The following is a 15,157-nucleotide window of genomic DNA, read 5'->3' on the forward strand; positions in this document are numbered from 1 at the left end:
TATAAATGAGGTTAAACCGCTTGTTTGGCGAAAACCGCCGACAGGAAAAATGCGAGCGGATTGGAAGCTGCGACGGTGATGGCGTAGAGCTTTCCGTTGGGGAAATCCCACCAGCAGGCCAGGCTTCGGGGAATCGCACTACCGGCGGTCATAGACATGCCAAAGGTGTTTATCAGCATGAATTCGTTTTGCGGAAAATCGAAGGGTACAGAGTAGAAGATCCGCGTCAGGCCTTGTTCGCTGATGTCGCTGGTGGCATACGTCCAGTTCTGGAAAGCTCTGGTGAAGCTTGCGTTTGGAGTGCCGGAATCGAAGAGCAACCTGCCGCCTCCGTCCCACAAGCGCATCCCGTATTGCGCGACGGCTTGCGCCGCGAACGCGGCCACAAAATATCTCCCGTTCGGTTGCGCCGTATTCACGTTGTAGGCCCTGACGTAAAAGCCCGTCCAGTTACCTGCCGATCCTATGAGTCTCATCTGACAGAGGCCGGCCACTGCATTAACGGTGTCAGGGCGCACAAACACCAACGGCGGCTCCTGCGACGTCACCGGCCGTGCGAAATAGGTGGTTGAGCCCAACCCGCTCTCTTCTGTAGGGGAGAACCTTCCAGAGGAGATAACCATTAGACGGGCAAATTCAGTATCGAGCGTGACGACGTTGCTGTTGTTGGTGAACTGAAGTCCGTAAGCCATCAGCTCCACCTCATTACGATCAATCTCATTGTGCCTGAGGAGGTGTAGCTCGCCGCGTAAGTGCGGGTGTGGTTATAAACGCGCACAACACCGTCAAGCATTTCCGTCTCGAACTGCAGCTGGCTGCTGGCGTAGGCGCCGTTGGGGATAACAAAGGCTGTTCCGTTGCCGGGGCCAACGCCAGGCACTGAAAAATCCTGACTTCCCTTGTTCGCTCCCAACGCGAATGTCACCAGTGTCGAAAGTGCAACGCGGATTGTGAAGGCGTTTTCATCGATCTGAAGTGCACCATCGGCACCCCAGATCCGCATACCGTAAGCCATTTATCACCCCAAATAGCCGAGACGAACGCGTAAAACATTGTTCGCGTCGTAGACCGAAACGTTGAGAGAGTTGATCACCAACCGTCCCTGACCGGGAACAATGCCGTTGATCTCGAGGGTTCCGTCTTTATTGAGAATCCAGCCCTGCTGGCCGGCTATGTAATTGGTCGAGCTGATGTAGTTGCCGATCTTGGCGTTGGTAATTGCACCGTCCATGATGAACGCTGAGTTCATAAACACCTGGCCGCCTTGCACGGCAAACGGAACAGAGATAGCTCCGCCCGCGATGGTGTTCACGATGGCGAAACGATCCGCGCTGACTAGAAACTGGCTTTGCAAACCCGCCGGAGTGTTCTCAATTCCGAGCCCAATACCTGCTGCGATGTATTGTCCGGTGGAGGTGCTGTATTGCATCTTCACCGACCAGGTTGCAGCCAGCTTGCCGGTCAAATCGTTGATGATTGAGGCGTTGGTCTCGATCATCGTCTTCTGCTGGCCTATCTGCGTACCTTGATTGCCGACAGTCGTGCCGAGCTGGGTTAATTGCTGCGCCGTGGCCTGCTGGTTGGTAACGACCACCTGTTCAAGCTCGGTGATGTTGGCTGCGTTCTCTCCAATCTTTGCGTCGAACGTAGTTATGCGCCGCGCCATTGCCTCGTTCTCGGAGGCGCGCACCTTCGACTCTGAAGCAAGCGACGCCGTACTCTTGTAGCTTTTGACCGCATCCGCGAGATCGCCAGCCCCATCATCGTCTCGATAGGAGGCGCGGAGGGCTTCGAATGCGGTGGCCTGTGCGGTGATCACGCCGTCGAGCTCCGTGATTTCGACGGTATTGGTAGCGACTTGCTGAGCAAGTCCGTTCACCGTCTCCACGGTCTGGCCAACGTCCAGCCAGTAAATCGAGTTCGGCGGTGGCGTATTGGCCGGCACCGGGCCGGTTGCCTGATAGATGCGCTTACCCTGAACGACCAGGTCGTACTCAACGTAGGTCGCACCGGGGTCGTACCCCTTCAGTCCGTCGAGTGCATCGATCTGATCCTGTAGCCCAGGGATCAGATTGATTTTGTCGACTATGTCTTGGCCAAGCTCTGTTTCTCCGATCTTGCCCGCCATCGCGGCGAGATAAGCCGAAACATCGTTGGAGGTTTGCGCAGGCACATAAAGAAACGAGCTTTTCCCGTAAGCGTTCGATGAGCGGATGAAATAGTAATAATTCGTCCAGAAACCCAATCCGGTGTGGGTGAAGGACAGGCCTTGTCCTAAGTACTCCGCGTCCGCCGCAGCGGCGGTTGGCGCGGTGCTGAAGAAGTACTCGTAGGTGCCGCCGTTCAGACCGTTCTGGGAGTTACTCGGTATCAGCACGATATTGTCGATCGAGGACTGCACCACGCAGCTCTCCGGGATGGGCGGGCCGTTGATGCTGACGGTGATCGTCACTTCCCCAGATCGGGCCATGGGCCCGACCGCTGCCACGCTCATTGTGTAATTGCCGGAAGGCAGGCCGTTGATCGCGCACTCGGCGGACGTCGCGGGAACGTTATGCGACTGAATTGCGGTCGCACCCTGACGGACGATAACGATGTACTCCTTCACTATTCCGGAGGGCGGAATCCACGACAACACGCCCTGAGTAACTTCGGCAGTGGTGTGCTGCGTCCATGTCAGCGCACCCGGAGTGCCGAGTCCACCTGATGGCAGGTTGATAAAGCCGATAGGGTTATACGGTTGGCCAACGGCGTCACCGAAGATCGCGGCTTCGTATTGTTTGACCTGAACGGTGCAGCCTTCGCTGTCGCCCATCGACCAATCCGAAACGATGAACTCGCCATGGATGTTCAGCGACGGCAGGTTAACGCGCACCACACGACCAGGTCGGCAGTTGTAGCCAGCGAAGTTCATCGGAATGCTTATCGCACCGCCAGCCCGCCGCCGGCGCAGCTCCATGTTCGCCAGACGCTGAGCCTGGTAAGGATCCGTGACATACGAATAGGTGAGCGTTTCCGCTGCTTCCCCGCCGTCCTCAACAATCCACTCTGCGACGCTGACTTCCGGATAATCCGTCTCCGTCCATGACTGTTCCGGGTCGATGAACGTGCCTCGAACGGTGTTGATTGCCGAGTCGTTGGTTGGCTCGGTGTTGCCGGTGACGGTGCCGATTACCATGTCCTCGGTAATCTCAAAGTCGTACGGGCCGTAGTAAGCACCGGCCTGAAACATCCATCGACCACCGACGCGGAGCAGGTGTCCGCCAGACGCAGCTTCCAGCTTCTGCAGGACACCGGTGCGTTGTTCGTCGGCGCCGATCACGCAAGCAGTTCGATAGCGCTGACTGACAGATCCGTCGGCATTGGTGACCGCCTCATCGCAGACGTTGGCACCACTGACGAACGTTTCGAACACGATCTCGTCATCAGGCACACCGCAACGGGTGCGAAGGAACCACAGCAAGTGCAGCGCGGTATTGGCGCTGTAACCGGCGTTACCGCTGCGCGGGTCGTAGATATCGTTACGACCGCGAACCACGAAGCGGGTGTCGGGAATACCGGACGGAAACTTCTCAGCACTGTACTGAAGCGAAACGCGCACGTAGGACAGACCGCGCCCGATCTGGCTGTCCTTCCAGTCTGGGCAGTTGGCTTTCAGAAACGCGTTCACCTGAGTCGGGTTCACCACAAGTTCGTAGGTGGCCAACGGGCCAAACGAGCCGATGTCTTCCTCGCCGAGGTAGATGTTTTCCAGAGCATCGATCGCGCCTTCGCACAGCACGTATACGAGGTGAAGCCATTCCCCCTCACCTTGTGCGCCGGCCTGCTCTTGCGCCCACACCAGCACGCCACCGGTTGATACTCGCCCAAGAATAAAGCGCACAGGCGCTTTGGACGATCGCACGGTCTGCGCCGAAGGTTCGTTGTCACGCAGCGGCGATTTGGTGTTGAGCTTTTCCTGCTGCTCGGCCGCGTAGAAGGCCAGCGCCGCACCTGCGACCGCGCCCCATGGGCCACCTTGAAAGGCGCCAATGACTGCGCCAACGACAACCGAAGCGAGTTTTTTTACACCGCCGCTCATTCAACCCTCCAAGCGGCCAGTGGCGCGCATTCGACTCGGGCTGCGCCGTCATTGGTCGCTGCCCAAAAATCCCCAGCCCAGAACACAGCCATGCTTCGGCCTCCGGGCGCGTCGTACAGCACAACGTCGCCGCGCTGGATGAAGGTCAGCGGCACCCGGACAAAATGGACGTCCCATGCCGCCTCAAGGCTGCCGTGTTGCTTCTTCAACTGCCGCTTGGCACCAGTCTCGGTCGTGTATTTGCCGCGATAGCTCTCTGCCGGATCGACGCCGCAAATCGCCGCCGTGCAGTCAGCCGCAAACAGGCAGCAGTCAAATTCGCCCCATGAAAAAGGCCGCTCTTGGGCGGCCTTGATCACGTCGTTCAGACGGGTTGTCCAGTCTCGGTAGCGCATGGCTAGCTTCCATAAGTGAATGTCGGTGCGTCCTTTCGCGAGCCCCAATAAATGGGCCACTCGGACATCTGGGCGATCGCGTAGAAAAAGCGGTCGCCGTCGTGGCGCGCACGATGGTTTTCGTCGGTGAAGCGCTCGGTGCCGGTGCGGCTCCACTCCGCCATCCGGTCAATAACAGGGACGGTGATGCTGTTGCCGTCTTGACCGTTGCCAGCGAAGGAGAACTTGGCCGCGTCCATTCGACCGGAAAACAGAATGTCGGCCGCGTAGTTGCCGACCTCGTCGAACACGATGAACAAGACTTTGGCCATACGGCCACGGCAGCCGCGCACATTGGTCTCGGAAAGGATGTAGGCATCCAAGCCGCTAAGGGTCAGCTCGACCGACATCGGCGATCCAGAGTTGTCGCTTTCCTGCGACTGGCTGACCTGGCCGAAATTGCCCACACCCAGATAAGTGATCCCGTCGACCACCAAGTCACCGGTGCCGGTGTGCGCGAAGACCATGCCGTCAACGAAATCGAGCTGCACGGCATAAACCGGCATGAATCGGCCAGTGGCGATGATGTTCACCACGTTCTGGCTGAACGGGAATGCTGAGGGCATCAGAAGGCCTCCCTGAGTTGAAGTGTGCCATTGGCCACCAAGGGCTGAATGGTGAAGCTATGGTTGTCGTCCGTTCGCCGCATCTCGGCGAACGGATTGCGGTACTCCACGGCGGCGCCAGCAAGCAGAGCCTTTCGGATTCGCTTGTTCAGCGTCACCTGCACCCTGCCCTGAGCATTCGATGACGCGTCATCAACAATCTCGAACATCTCACCGTTGATGCTGATGTAGTCGCCGTAGCTGAAGACCTTCCGGCTTGCCGTAACGCCGCCGATTGTCATCACGGTTGCCTGCGCATTACCCGTGATCACCACCGGGACCCCAATCGAGTCGGTGCGCCGACGAGTGAACGCTGGAATATTCACGGTTCCGAGCATCCCTTGAAGTCGGCCAATGACAGCAGACAGCTGACGCTCTTTTGCACGGTTCATGGAGTTGAACGTAAGGGTGCATTGCCAATAAGCGCCAGGATAGCCAACGATTTGCTGAGCGTTTGAAAGCGACGACGTGAAACTCCGGTTGTTGTAAACCATGCCCCACGTCATTTCGTTCGGACACAGCGAAGCCGGCCATTCGATAGCCATGCGGTACTCCTACTTCTATCGATTTTTGGCAATAAGTTGCCGGGCGGGGCCATTCATTTTTAGGTCGCGCAGCACTAGGCTGTAGCCATCCTGAGCGCCTTGTCTGGCCGCTTGCTGGATTCGTGCCAGCGTTGCGTCGTCTGCGGAACCCTGAACGGTGATGTATTGCGTGATGCCGCCGATTGCGGAGGTTTCAGTGGTCGCCGTTTCTGCCGACGAGGTGTCGCCGTTGCCGATAGCACGAACACCGAGTGAACCATCAGCGGCACGGGTAAGTGGCATAATTGCTTCTGGCCCGGCTTCCGCAAAGATGCCGGCGCCCTTGGCAAATGCAAACATCTGCGGACTATCGTGGATCTGGTTGGAAAAGGACGAAAGACTTGGCGAGTCGTAAACGCCGCCCTTGGCATTAAGCACCATGCTACCTTCGCTGAAACCAGTCATGGTGCCGGTACCAAGGGTAGAAGCACCTCCCCCACCGCTAAACAGCCCGGCAAAACCTCCAAGAAATCCAACCGCGGCCTGCCGGATTTGAATCCGGATCAAGTCTTCTACGATAGAGTCAGTCAAGTCCCGGAATGACAGCTTCCCTGTTTTTACGAAGTTGACCAGCGCGTCCTCTGTGCCGTTGAGGGCATCAGAAAATAGGGTCTTCGTCTGCTCGGCTACGTTCGAAGCGCTGTTCATGTAATTGGCAAACGCCGATCGCGCACCATTCGACCAATCCGCCTGAGCCTCGTCGATCTGCCTGAAACCCTCCCGCATGGCATCAACCTGTTTCGGCAAATACTCATTGGTCAGATCGATCTGGGCTTGAAGGTCGTTGCGCTGTTTTTCTGTCGTGGCGTTGGCCAGCTCAGTGCGCAACGAAAGCAGACGCTCGTTGGTCTCGCGCTCAAGTTCCAAGCGCTGCTGGGCGCGTTCGGCTTCCTTATCACCCTGCCCTACTGCTGCGGCCTGGCTCGCGTATTGAGCGCGATCGTTGTTGAGCTTCTTCTCCAGCTCAAGGCGGTATTCCTCAGCCTGGGAAAGGCCGAGCGCTGCCTTGGTGGCAGTGTTGAATTGCTCCGCTAGCCAAGCGGTGCCCTTTCCGTAATCTTCCTGGGAGATCTTCCCATTCTTGAAAAGGAGGTTGAGCTGCCCGGTCGACTTTTGAAACTGCTCTGATGCTGCCCCGACCGGATCATACGATTTTTTTAAGTCGAGAAAACCGGCTGCAGCCTGCTTTAACTGCTCCTTGAGGGTGGTCTGGGCTCTGGCTGCATCCTTCGTCGATTGGGTCGCGGCTTTATTCGCCTCGGTTTGGGCCTTCGATGCATATGCCACGGACATAATCGCCGTCCGATCAGCCTCGCTCAGCTCCTTGTGCTGGGCCAGGTAACGGGTGGCTTCCTTCACCGCATCGTTGTTGTCCTGCAGCTTGCCCAACTGATCCTGCAAAGTTTTCAGGTACTTCTCACCGGCAGTTGTCATTCCACCGGTCGCCGCTGCGCCGTTCGCCGCCGACGTGGCGGTTTTATCCATCTCGCCCCTGAGAATGCGCTGACGATCTTCGGCCTCCTTGGCAACCTGGTTCTGGGTCGACCATGCTTCTGCGCCCTTCTTCAGGTCATCAACTAACTTCGGTGAAACACCGGGAACCTTGCCCGCCTCCTCCAAAATAGGAATGATCGACTGACCGCTTTTCGCGGTTTCGTCAATCCTGGTGCGCAAATCCTCGTATGCCTTTGCTCTCTTGATCGTTTCGTCATTGCTGGAACCTGCAATCCTCGACGGCAGGGAAAGCGAGTCAGACCCCAACACTCCTTTTTTCAGAGTCGCCTGGAGAGAATCCAGCTCCCCTTTTGCGGCCTTCACCGCATCAACCTGTGCCTCACTCCAGCGAACCAGGGCGCCGGCGCGTTGCTCCTCTGTCATTGCCTTGAATCGCGAGATCACCTGATCCAGCGGGCCTTGAAGTTGCTCGAGCCCTTCTTTTGCCTTGTCGGCACTGCTGCGAAAGTCGATGAAGGAAAGCGCGGCGGCGGCAGTGATGAACACCAGCCCTACCGGCCCGCCGAGCATCGCCAAGGCTCCGCTACCCGCAGCTGCGAGTGCTGAAAATGCCCGCCCGGTCACGCTCGCCGCGGCGGCAGCATTGTTCGATGCAACGCTCAGCGCGTTAACCGCGGCGGTCGTTTCAGCAAAGGCCAATGTTGCTGCGGTGCGCCCTGCATAGGCCTTTTCTACGAGCGCCGAGGACGCCACCGTGGTGCTGGCCAAGGAGCGTTCCGCGGCTTCAACCTGCTTGATCACCACAACCTGTGCGAGACGAATCTCGGAGATCCGAGCAACCGATGCTGCGCGCCCCTGCTCATTGATCTGCGCTTTCAAGCGCTCCTTCTCAAGCGTCAACTCGGCAGCAAGCGCGGCTTGTACGGATTGGATGTTGGTCAGCTCTGAGGCCTGACGTACCCTGTCTGAAGCGACCTTTCCCTGTGCGGCGCTCAGCTCAAGATTTGCCCGCTGAACCGATGCTTTGGCGTCCAGTTGTTTTGCCTGCGCCGCCAACAGATCCTGCTTAGCAAGCGCAGCCGAGGACGTGAGAGCCGCCTGGTTCGCGGCGGCGGCCGACAAAGCAGCTGCACCCTGTTGGGTGAATCCTCCGGCTACCCGTCCAAGCGCTACGTACAGGCCAGTGGTGAACAACTGAACTAGCGCACCCGAATGTTCACGAATGCCATCCAGGGCAGCGGGAAGGCTTCCGTCAATCACTTTGGCTGCCGCGAGAATTTCACCAGCGACCTTGCCGCTCGCCCCAGACATCTGATCAATCTCCCCGATATAGCGGGTGATTGAGTTACCAACGACGGTCAGACTGCCGCCAATGGTGGCGGTCATCTTCGAGAAGAGAGCGTCAACAGCACCAGCCTGGCTTTGCAGTGCCTTCACGACCGCATCGGCGGTGAGCAGTCCTTGCTCGCCGAGATTTCGCAAATCACCAACTGTCTTGCCCATTCCCTTCGCGATCGCCTGGGCCAACGCCGGGGCCTGTTCCAGCACCGAGTTGAGCTCTTCGCCGCGCAGCACGCCGGAGGCGAACGCTTGGCCAAGCTGAATCAGTGCAGCGTTTGCGCTCTCAGCAGATGAACCGGAGATTGCGAGCGTTTTGCTGATAGTGCCGACGATGCCGGCCACACCTTCGCCAGAAAGCTTCAGCTCCTTCTGGTTCGTCGCGATGCGCTGGTAGAGCTCGGCGGTCGCCGTAAGGGGCTGTCGGGCATCTTGCGCGATACCAAATACCGCAGATTGGGCACTAACGAGCTCGGCGGTACCGTTCGTTACCAACTTCAATCGGTTCGTCAGCGTGCTGTATGCCTCGCTCGCGGTGTAAATACCGTTCACGCTGAACGCAGCGGCGAGAGGTGCGGCGAGTCTCGATGCTACTCCAGCCAGCGATGAGAACTGACGCTCAAGCACTTGAACCTGAGCTGAAGCCTTGACCGCGGCGGAGCCTGATCCAGCAACGGACCTTGATGCCTGATCCATGTTCTGCTGAAAGCCGCCGATTTTGGCGACCAGATCCAGCGTCAAAGTGCCCAGCGAGCGCGATGACATAGCAATTCTCCAGGCATAAAAAAACCGCCTTTCGGCGGCTATAGAGCTGACTGATGCCAGCTATTTGGTGTATTTGAAGGGCGGTGGCGTGCCAAGCATTACTTCCGGCTTGTCCCAAGTGCCGCGATACCCTCGCAGTTGATACGAATACCCCGGTTTGAGATCCAAGATCATCCCGACAAGGTCGCCCCCAGCACACATTGCGTTGTTCTTGATGCTGAATTGCACAGGCCCAGGAGCATGATAAAGGGTCACCTTTTCTCCACTCGAAGTCTCGGCAGCAAGCCGATTGTCCATGAAGACTTGCATGCCAGCTCCAAAGCAACTCATTCCACCCTTGTCCTGCACAAAGGTTATTCTCGCGTCATCTCGAGTGGCTGGGCGACTGAACGCATAGACGTTTTCAGGCGAAACCTGAACAGCACGTGAGGAGTCAACCGCACGAGTATCGCAGCCGGCCAGAATCAGACAGCAGATCCCTATTACCTGTATTTTTCTCACGACTCGCTCCTTTTTGATCGTGAGAAACTAGCATCTTCTATCGCCAGCACCAACCTACGCCCAGTCTTCCATCGCCTGTTCCAGCGTAAGCGCTGGGCGCTCGGCATGCGGCATAAAGTCGATCAGGTCAGCCTTGCCATACCCGAGCCGGTGAACCTGCAGCGCGATGATGGCCGACATCTGCTCCTGACGATGCATCGGGTTGAAAGATCCGTATTTTTCCCGATACGCCGCCCACGACAGCATTTCCGCGTAGCTCATGTTCCGCTTGAGATCCGCGATCGTGCGCCCGCCGACTCCGTTGAGCACCAGTTCGTGGTGCAACTCATCGGCGGCTGTCAGTTTTTTACTGGAGCATTGACCTCGTTCACGGCTTGCAGCAGGGCAATGCCCAACCCCGGGTCGAGGTTGACCGCATCGTCGAACGGCAGCTCCTCGGCGCCTTCAGGGCCGAGAAATACACTGGCGGCCAGATAGCGCGCGTTCCGGTATTTCTGCGCCTCGCCACCGATGAACATTGCTTCCATGACACCAAACGCGTGCCGGCGGACGTGGATGTCGAACTTTTCGGTAACGTCCTTGCCCTTGACGTTGTGCGTCCATTCGACGGACTTCTTCACGAAGGCGTCGGTGATGACGCCTCCCTTCTTCTTCAGATCTGCCAGTTTCATGGGTTTGCCTTATGCAGTTTTTGGAATCCAGGCAGAGCCGCCGGAACGCTGGATGGAAACAGCGGTGCTGACGTTCGCGTTGCCGGCGAAGTCGAACGGGAAATCCGCGACATAACCTTCGAAGACGAACCAGGTGCGGGCTTCTGGCAGCTCGAAATCATCGCCAGCCGTATTTACCGTCGGAGCGTCGGTTCCGTCAGACCAACCCACAGCCCACTTGATCGTCGTTTCACCGTCAGCCTCGGAGAGATGATGCAGGCGAATATGACTGGCGTTGCGCGGGTCGGCCAGGATGGTCATCGAAGCCTGGCCGGGGGTGCGCAGGCCTTTTTTGGATTTGCGGACAGTGTCTTCCAGACAGGTGTCGTCGATCTGGTCGGCCGGTGCACCACCCGGGTTGAAAGCGGTAGCGCAATCGATGGGCAGCACGGTCAGCGGGCCGGTACCGGTCAGCGGTGGCACCAGAGCGTAAATCTTGGTTCCTTGGGTGAGGATCGACATGGGTTTCTCCGTATGTCGGGCATAAAAAAACCCGCACAAGGCGGGCATCGATTACATCGGGCGGTCAGCGGGATACCCACCAGTCCACGTCGAAGCTGTAGCGGTACGTTTTGGTCGGAGCGTCGCGCGATTCGCCGCCCCAACGGGTCACATAAGCCTTTTGCTCAATGGCGTCACGAATAGCCCGAGCAACATTCCTTGTCTGGGTCGCAGCCGTGCCATAAACATCGACCTGCAGCTCAAATCGGTCGCTATCTGGACGGTCGGCCAGATAGTTGTCCGGCGCGCCGCCGATCGTCTGCCAAACCGCGTAGGGTGTGATCACATCCGCCGGCGCCTCGCCAAACAGGTAGAGCCGGCACTCGGTACCGGCGCCGATCAGCGCACCAACGCCGGGATCAGCCGAGCAAACCTTGAAAATGGGTGCGAACATCACTGCCCTCTCAGCGCTGCGTCGATCTCAGCACTCAATTCATTGGCGAATTTTTCGGTGACTGGACCGACATTGTCGGACAGAGCTGGACGCATGAAGGGAGCCGCTGGGTTGTGCTCGGTACCGAATTCGATATAACGCCAGTGCCTGGTGTCCCCGCCCGGGTTTCCCGATGCGTCCTTGCTGTATTGGTTTGCACCAGCACCGCCTCGAACCCCCACGCGCATCACCACACCGCCAACCTGGGCGCCTTCCTTGGGGGAGTCCTGCGTGACGATGTTCTTCCAGATCTTTGCGGCGGTTTCTGGATCGTCGATGGTTTTGGCTTTGGATTTCGCCGAGTCACGGACAATGTTCATGGCTCGCCGAGCAGCCCTCTTCAATCCGGAGCGCCGTAACTTCGGCGCCAGCCCCCGCATCTTTCCGACAACGCCGTCCACTCCCTGGAGTCGAAAGTCACCCATCGTTAACCCCCGTGGCCACCAGAATGCTGAGGTAATCCTTGCCAGATACCGGGTCGGCCAATGGCGGGCCCACAATGGTGTAGATATCGCCGCGATAGAGGATTCGCATCGTCGGCAGAACACCCGGGCGATATCGGATCACAACGCGAGCTGTAGCCTCTGCCTGCTCAGCCTTGGCAGCGATGAATTCTCGACTGCTCAACGGCTCGAATGCCGCCGGGCATTTCTCCCACTCGGTCACCCAGGATTCTTCGAGCATTTCTCCAGTGTCAGGATCGCGGCCCGCCACCTTCCGCTGGATATCGATTCGGTGACGAAGTCGGCCGGCGCGCATCACACCCCCATCCTCACGCGATGAGGATTCAGTAGGTGCTTAGAAGCCATTGGCAACTCTGTTGCAGCGGCGCCCACCACTACATCTTCGCGGTTCGCGAACAGGTGTCCGAGCGTGAGCAGGCATGCCGCCGTGAATTCAGGCTTCAGCAGCATTGAGTAAGCGATCGCATCGATTTCTTCATATGCATCGGCAAGCGCTTGCCTGGCGTAATCGAGCAGAACGCATCGATCGCGAGCGTCATCAACAGCGTTCGCGGCTTCAACGGCTGCGGTGTTCGCGGCGCGAGCTGACTGCATCAGGTCGGGAATACCAGCTTTTGCCAAGTCCATCGCAGCCTGATCGAGAAACACGCGCCGATTGAGGTACCGCATGGCCGCGCCCTCGGCCGCATCCAGCTTGTCCTGAACCAGATCTTGATCTTCGGGTTCAGCAAGAACGTGTTTCATCGCACGCTCAATATCGATCAGGCTCATGTTTATACCTGCGGAGCTGATTCAGCGGTGAGTCGCTCTACTTCGGCAATTGCAGCGGCCTTGTTTCCGCTGAATTCGCCGACCTGCTGACCATCAGCGTTCACCACGATCCAATGACCATGGCCCAGTTGCTTCAGATCAAAGGCCTTGGGGGGCCCGCTGAGACCTTCCGTGGTCAGCGGTGCTGTGCCCGATTGCTGCTCTGTCAAGTCAACGACTGGATCATCCGTGCCGTCGTCATCCTCGGCATAACCCCGATCCTTCAATTGGCGCCCGTGCTGCTCGTCGGTGATGAAAGACTTCCCTTCCGGATAGGCAACACCCGCAAGCAGTAACGGCTTGATCAGTATCAGTCTCATGGCGGTCTCCAATCGGGGCCGCCGTGAGGCGACCCCGCTTTGATTAAGGGGTGGTTGGTGGGGTGAACGTGCCGTAGATGAACGCTTCCGGACGCTTGACCGCCAGAGCTGCTCGTTCTTCGCAACGAATCGAGATCATGTTCTTCTCGAAGTCATCGGCGTTCTCGGTGGAGATCACCACGTTGGCATCTTCGCGATCGAACAACTGCGCACCGGTCTGGAATGCACCTGTGAGGAACTTGCCTTGGAACGCGGCAATTTCAGTTGCAACGACAGGCAGCCCCCACAGCAGCGGGCCAGCAAGGCCGAGCGGGTTAGCCAGGATGTAGCGCCCCAAGGTGTCCTTGGTCAGTTCGATCTTTGCCCAGTCGATGAAGTGCAGGACGTGACCGGACGCAGGCAGTCGCGCCAGCTGGGCCTGCAACATTGCCAAGCGCAGGTCATCGATGCCCGACTGATGCTCAACGGTAAACGCCGGATCGAATGCAGTGGCCTGCGGCACGATGCCGTGCAGATGAACGCCTGTCCCATCACCGAACAGGATTTCCTGTTCTTCCGCGTATTTCAGGCCGTAACGCATTTCGATATCGATGGTGGACTGCAACTGCGAGAAATCATCGAGGATCTGCTTCGATGCTTTGAACATGTGCGCGATGGTGCTCACCGGGGTGATTTTGGTCGCGAACTGGATATCGCTGTACGGCTTCGCGGTGCCCTCGGCGACAACCCGAGCGGCGTTGGTGAAACCGGTTTGCTGCACCCAGAAAATGGCAGAAGAGTCGGTACGGCCTGGTGCGATCAAATCTCGGATGAACAGTCGCTGCTTCGGCGGCGAATCAATACCAGGCAGGCGAGTCGGCTCAATAATGCCCGTCGGCACATTGCCGCTCAAAAGAGCAGCATGAACAGGGATGCTGATACGACGATTACCTTCGACATGTGCAGAGAACTGCTTCAGCGCTTCGCTTTTGATGACTACGCCACCGACCGTATCGCGGGATGCCGCAGCGGTGTTCGCAGGAGTGCGCGCGAATTCCTGCTCCAGCTCACCGAGCTGCGCTTTCAACTGCTTTTCCGCTTCGGTGAGGCTGTTGAATTTGGTCGCCAGTTCGTCGACTGCATTTTTTGTTTCAGCGGACAGAGAGCCAGCTTTTTTGGCTTCCGCCAGCGCGTTTTCAGCCTGCTTACTGAATTCGTCGGTGGCCTTTTTGAGTTCGTTGGAAACGTTCTTCAAGAGGTCAGCGGTAGTGTCGCTCATGGTTTTTCTCCGGTTTGGGATGCTGCTGCCGAGAACCGCGAAAGTGCGGCTTGTAGTTCGGCGATTGGGTTGGCCAGGTCGGCCGGTGTTTCGGCAGCGTTCTGCTTGCCGGAGGGGGTAGCGCCAGGCATACCCGCCTTGAGGTCTTGAATCAGAGATCGCCGCTCGGTGCGTGGCATGCCCTGTTTCGCAAGAATCATGTCCAGGCGGCGCGCGGCCACCTGGTGGGGTGTCATTGCGCTGGCGTCTTCTTTCGTTGCGTCCGAAGCCAGCAGTGAGTCAGCAAAGCCAGCATCGATGGCGGCTGAGCCGCCCATCCAGGTTTCAACATCCATGAGCCGGCTCATTTCCTCGACCTTGTCACCGGTTCGCACGGCGTAGATGTCGGCAAGAGATCCATCGATCTGCTCGAGGAAGTCAGCAACTTCGCGAATTTCGTTTCGGTCACCAGCAACGCCGGTCCAGCTGTTGTGGATCATCAAGAAGCCGGCGCGAGCGATCTGCACCTCATCGCCCGCCATCGCAATGAACGATGCCGCTGAGGCTGCCAAGCCGAGAATCTGGACGGTCACCTTGCCCTTGTGCTCTCGCAGAAGGTTGTAGATCGCCAGCCCCTCAAATACATCACCGCCCGGGCTGTTGATTTTCACTGTCACGTCGTTATCGCCGATACTGCGCAGCGCAGCGCTGACGCGCTTGGCGGTTACACCGTCCCCAGTCCACCAGTCGTACCCGATCGGGTCGTATATCGTGATGGTGTTGTCATCGGTAGAGGTCGCTTTGATTGATGGATTCCAGCGCTCCAGCGCCTTCGGCGTGAGGTCGCACCCAACCCGCGCGCACGGGCGAGCCGCCGGAGCCACCGGAATGGTCTTCAGGGTCATGATTTACTCCAGGG

At 58.2% G+C, this 15,157-nt stretch carries 18 protein-coding genes; all 18 read right to left on the reverse strand.

The window, feature by feature from the left end; genetic code table 11:
- Positions 1-11: 11 nt before the first annotated feature.
- Positions 12-692, reverse strand: coding sequence for a hypothetical protein (locus tag QMX93_RS03920; RefSeq protein ID WP_282352839.1), 681 nt, complete (start codon positions 690-692; stop codon positions 12-14).
- Positions 692-1,003: a hypothetical protein gene (locus QMX93_RS03925; protein ID WP_282352971.1), complete on the reverse strand. Its 312-nt coding sequence runs from the start codon at positions 1,001-1,003 to the stop codon at positions 692-694. Before QMX93_RS03925 ends, QMX93_RS03920 begins: the two co-directional genes overlap by 1 nt.
- A 15-nt stretch (positions 1,004-1,018) precedes the next feature.
- Positions 1,019-4,081, reverse strand: a complete 3,063-nt coding sequence (locus QMX93_RS03930; RefSeq protein WP_282352841.1) for a DUF1983 domain-containing protein — start codon at positions 4,079-4,081, stop codon at positions 1,019-1,021.
- On the reverse strand, positions 4,078-4,476 hold the full coding sequence (locus tag QMX93_RS03935) for a hypothetical protein (RefSeq protein WP_282352843.1): 399 nt from the start codon (positions 4,474-4,476) through the stop codon (positions 4,078-4,080). The genes QMX93_RS03930 and QMX93_RS03935 overlap by 4 nt, the downstream gene beginning before the upstream one ends.
- 2 nt (positions 4,477-4,478) lie before the next feature.
- On the reverse strand, positions 4,479-5,081 hold the full coding sequence (locus tag QMX93_RS03940; protein ID WP_282352845.1) for a hypothetical protein: 603 nt from the start codon (positions 5,079-5,081) through the stop codon (positions 4,479-4,481).
- Positions 5,081-5,665, reverse strand: a complete 585-nt coding sequence (locus QMX93_RS03945) for a hypothetical protein (RefSeq protein ID WP_282352847.1) — start codon at positions 5,663-5,665, stop codon at positions 5,081-5,083. The genes QMX93_RS03940 and QMX93_RS03945 overlap by 1 nt, the downstream gene beginning before the upstream one ends.
- A 15-nt stretch (positions 5,666-5,680) precedes the next feature.
- Positions 5,681-9,262, reverse strand: a complete 3,582-nt coding sequence (locus tag QMX93_RS03950; protein ID WP_282352849.1) for a phage tail tape measure protein — start codon at positions 9,260-9,262, stop codon at positions 5,681-5,683.
- A gap of 60 nt (positions 9,263-9,322) precedes the next feature.
- Entirely contained in the window at positions 9,323-9,763 is a 441-nt protein-coding gene (locus QMX93_RS03955) for a hypothetical protein (RefSeq protein ID WP_282352851.1), read from the reverse strand.
- A gap of 54 nt (positions 9,764-9,817) precedes the next feature.
- The gene (locus QMX93_RS03960; RefSeq protein ID WP_282352973.1) at positions 9,818-10,024 is read right to left on the reverse strand and encodes a hypothetical protein; all 207 of its coding nucleotides are present in this window, start codon (positions 10,022-10,024) and stop codon (positions 9,818-9,820) included.
- Between the two features lie 77 nt (positions 10,025-10,101).
- Entirely contained in the window at positions 10,102-10,434 is a 333-nt protein-coding gene (locus QMX93_RS03965) for a phage tail assembly chaperone family protein, TAC (RefSeq protein ID WP_282352854.1), read from the reverse strand.
- Between the two features lie 9 nt (positions 10,435-10,443).
- Positions 10,444-10,935, reverse strand: a complete 492-nt coding sequence (locus tag QMX93_RS03970) for a phage tail tube protein (protein ID WP_282352856.1) — start codon at positions 10,933-10,935, stop codon at positions 10,444-10,446.
- 64 nt (positions 10,936-10,999) lie between these two features.
- Complete coding sequence (locus QMX93_RS03975; RefSeq protein ID WP_282352858.1) at positions 11,000-11,368, reverse strand: DUF3168 domain-containing protein; 369 nt, start codon at positions 11,366-11,368, stop codon at positions 11,000-11,002.
- A complete protein-coding gene (locus QMX93_RS03980) occupies positions 11,368-11,832 on the reverse strand; it encodes an HK97-gp10 family putative phage morphogenesis protein (RefSeq protein ID WP_282352860.1) in 465 nt (154 codons plus the stop codon). The genes QMX93_RS03975 and QMX93_RS03980 overlap by 1 nt, the downstream gene beginning before the upstream one ends.
- Positions 11,825-12,166: a phage head closure protein gene (locus QMX93_RS03985; RefSeq protein ID WP_215502546.1), complete on the reverse strand. Its 342-nt coding sequence runs from the start codon at positions 12,164-12,166 to the stop codon at positions 11,825-11,827. The genes QMX93_RS03980 and QMX93_RS03985 overlap by 8 nt, the downstream gene beginning before the upstream one ends.
- Positions 12,166-12,642 (reverse strand): head-tail connector protein, encoded by a 477-nt coding sequence (locus tag QMX93_RS03990; protein ID WP_282352869.1) that lies wholly within the window; start codon positions 12,640-12,642, stop codon positions 12,166-12,168. The genes QMX93_RS03985 and QMX93_RS03990 overlap by 1 nt, the downstream gene beginning before the upstream one ends.
- A 2-nt stretch (positions 12,643-12,644) precedes the next feature.
- A complete protein-coding gene (locus QMX93_RS03995) occupies positions 12,645-13,001 on the reverse strand; it encodes a hypothetical protein (RefSeq protein WP_282352871.1) in 357 nt (118 codons plus the stop codon).
- 43 nt (positions 13,002-13,044) lie between these two features.
- Positions 13,045-14,259 carry a phage major capsid protein gene (locus QMX93_RS04000; RefSeq protein WP_282352873.1) on the reverse strand — a complete coding sequence of 405 codons (1,215 nt, stop codon included), beginning with the start codon at positions 14,257-14,259 and terminating at the stop codon, positions 13,045-13,047.
- On the reverse strand, positions 14,256-15,143 hold the full coding sequence (locus QMX93_RS04005) for a head maturation protease, ClpP-related (protein WP_282352875.1): 888 nt from the start codon (positions 15,141-15,143) through the stop codon (positions 14,256-14,258). The genes QMX93_RS04000 and QMX93_RS04005 overlap by 4 nt, the downstream gene beginning before the upstream one ends.
- Positions 15,144-15,157 lie beyond the last annotated feature (14 nt).

The organism is Pseudomonas sp. PS01303, from assembly GCF_029959385.1.
Lineage (GTDB): Bacteria > Pseudomonadota > Gammaproteobacteria > Pseudomonadales > Pseudomonadaceae > Aquipseudomonas > Aquipseudomonas rustica.

Coding starts and splice junctions, on each gene's coding strand:
- QMX93_RS03975 (WP_282352858.1), bottom strand. CDS start 11,368: ATGTTCGCACCCATTTTCAAGGTTTGCTCGGCTGATCCCGGCGTTGGT.
- QMX93_RS03925 (WP_282352971.1), bottom strand. CDS start 1,003: ATGCGGATCTGGGGTGCCGATGGTGCACTTCAGATCGATGAAAACGCC.
- QMX93_RS03945 (WP_282352847.1), bottom strand. CDS start 5,665: ATGGCTATCGAATGGCCGGCTTCGCTGTGTCCGAACGAAATGACGTGG.
- QMX93_RS03965 (WP_282352854.1), bottom strand. CDS start 10,434: ATGAAACTGGCAGATCTGAAGAAGAAGGGAGGCGTCATCACCGACGCC.
- QMX93_RS04005 (WP_282352875.1), bottom strand. CDS start 15,143: ATGACCCTGAAGACCATTCCGGTGGCTCCGGCGGCTCGCCCGTGCGCG.
- QMX93_RS03935 (WP_282352843.1), bottom strand. CDS start 4,476: ATGCGCTACCGAGACTGGACAACCCGTCTGAACGACGTGATCAAGGCC.
- QMX93_RS03950 (WP_282352849.1), bottom strand. CDS start 9,262: ATGTCATCGCGCTCGCTGGGCACTTTGACGCTGGATCTGGTCGCCAAA.
- QMX93_RS03970 (WP_282352856.1), bottom strand. CDS start 10,935: ATGTCGATCCTCACCCAAGGAACCAAGATTTACGCTCTGGTGCCACCG.
- QMX93_RS03960 (WP_282352973.1), bottom strand. CDS start 10,024: ATGAGCTACGCGGAAATGCTGTCGTGGGCGGCGTATCGGGAAAAATAC.
- QMX93_RS03920 (WP_282352839.1), bottom strand. CDS start 692: ATGGCTTACGGACTTCAGTTCACCAACAACAGCAACGTCGTCACGCTC.
- QMX93_RS03930 (WP_282352841.1), bottom strand. CDS start 4,081: ATGAGCGGCGGTGTAAAAAAACTCGCTTCGGTTGTCGTTGGCGCAGTC.
- QMX93_RS03990 (WP_282352869.1), bottom strand. CDS start 12,642: ATGAGCCTGATCGATATTGAGCGTGCGATGAAACACGTTCTTGCTGAA.
- QMX93_RS03995 (WP_282352871.1), bottom strand. CDS start 13,001: ATGAGACTGATACTGATCAAGCCGTTACTGCTTGCGGGTGTTGCCTAT.
- QMX93_RS03985 (WP_215502546.1), bottom strand. CDS start 12,166: ATGCGCGCCGGCCGACTTCGTCACCGAATCGATATCCAGCGGAAGGTG.
- QMX93_RS03940 (WP_282352845.1), bottom strand. CDS start 5,081: ATGCCCTCAGCATTCCCGTTCAGCCAGAACGTGGTGAACATCATCGCC.
- QMX93_RS03980 (WP_282352860.1), bottom strand. CDS start 11,832: ATGGGTGACTTTCGACTCCAGGGAGTGGACGGCGTTGTCGGAAAGATG.
- QMX93_RS04000 (WP_282352873.1), bottom strand. CDS start 14,259: ATGAGCGACACTACCGCTGACCTCTTGAAGAACGTTTCCAACGAACTC.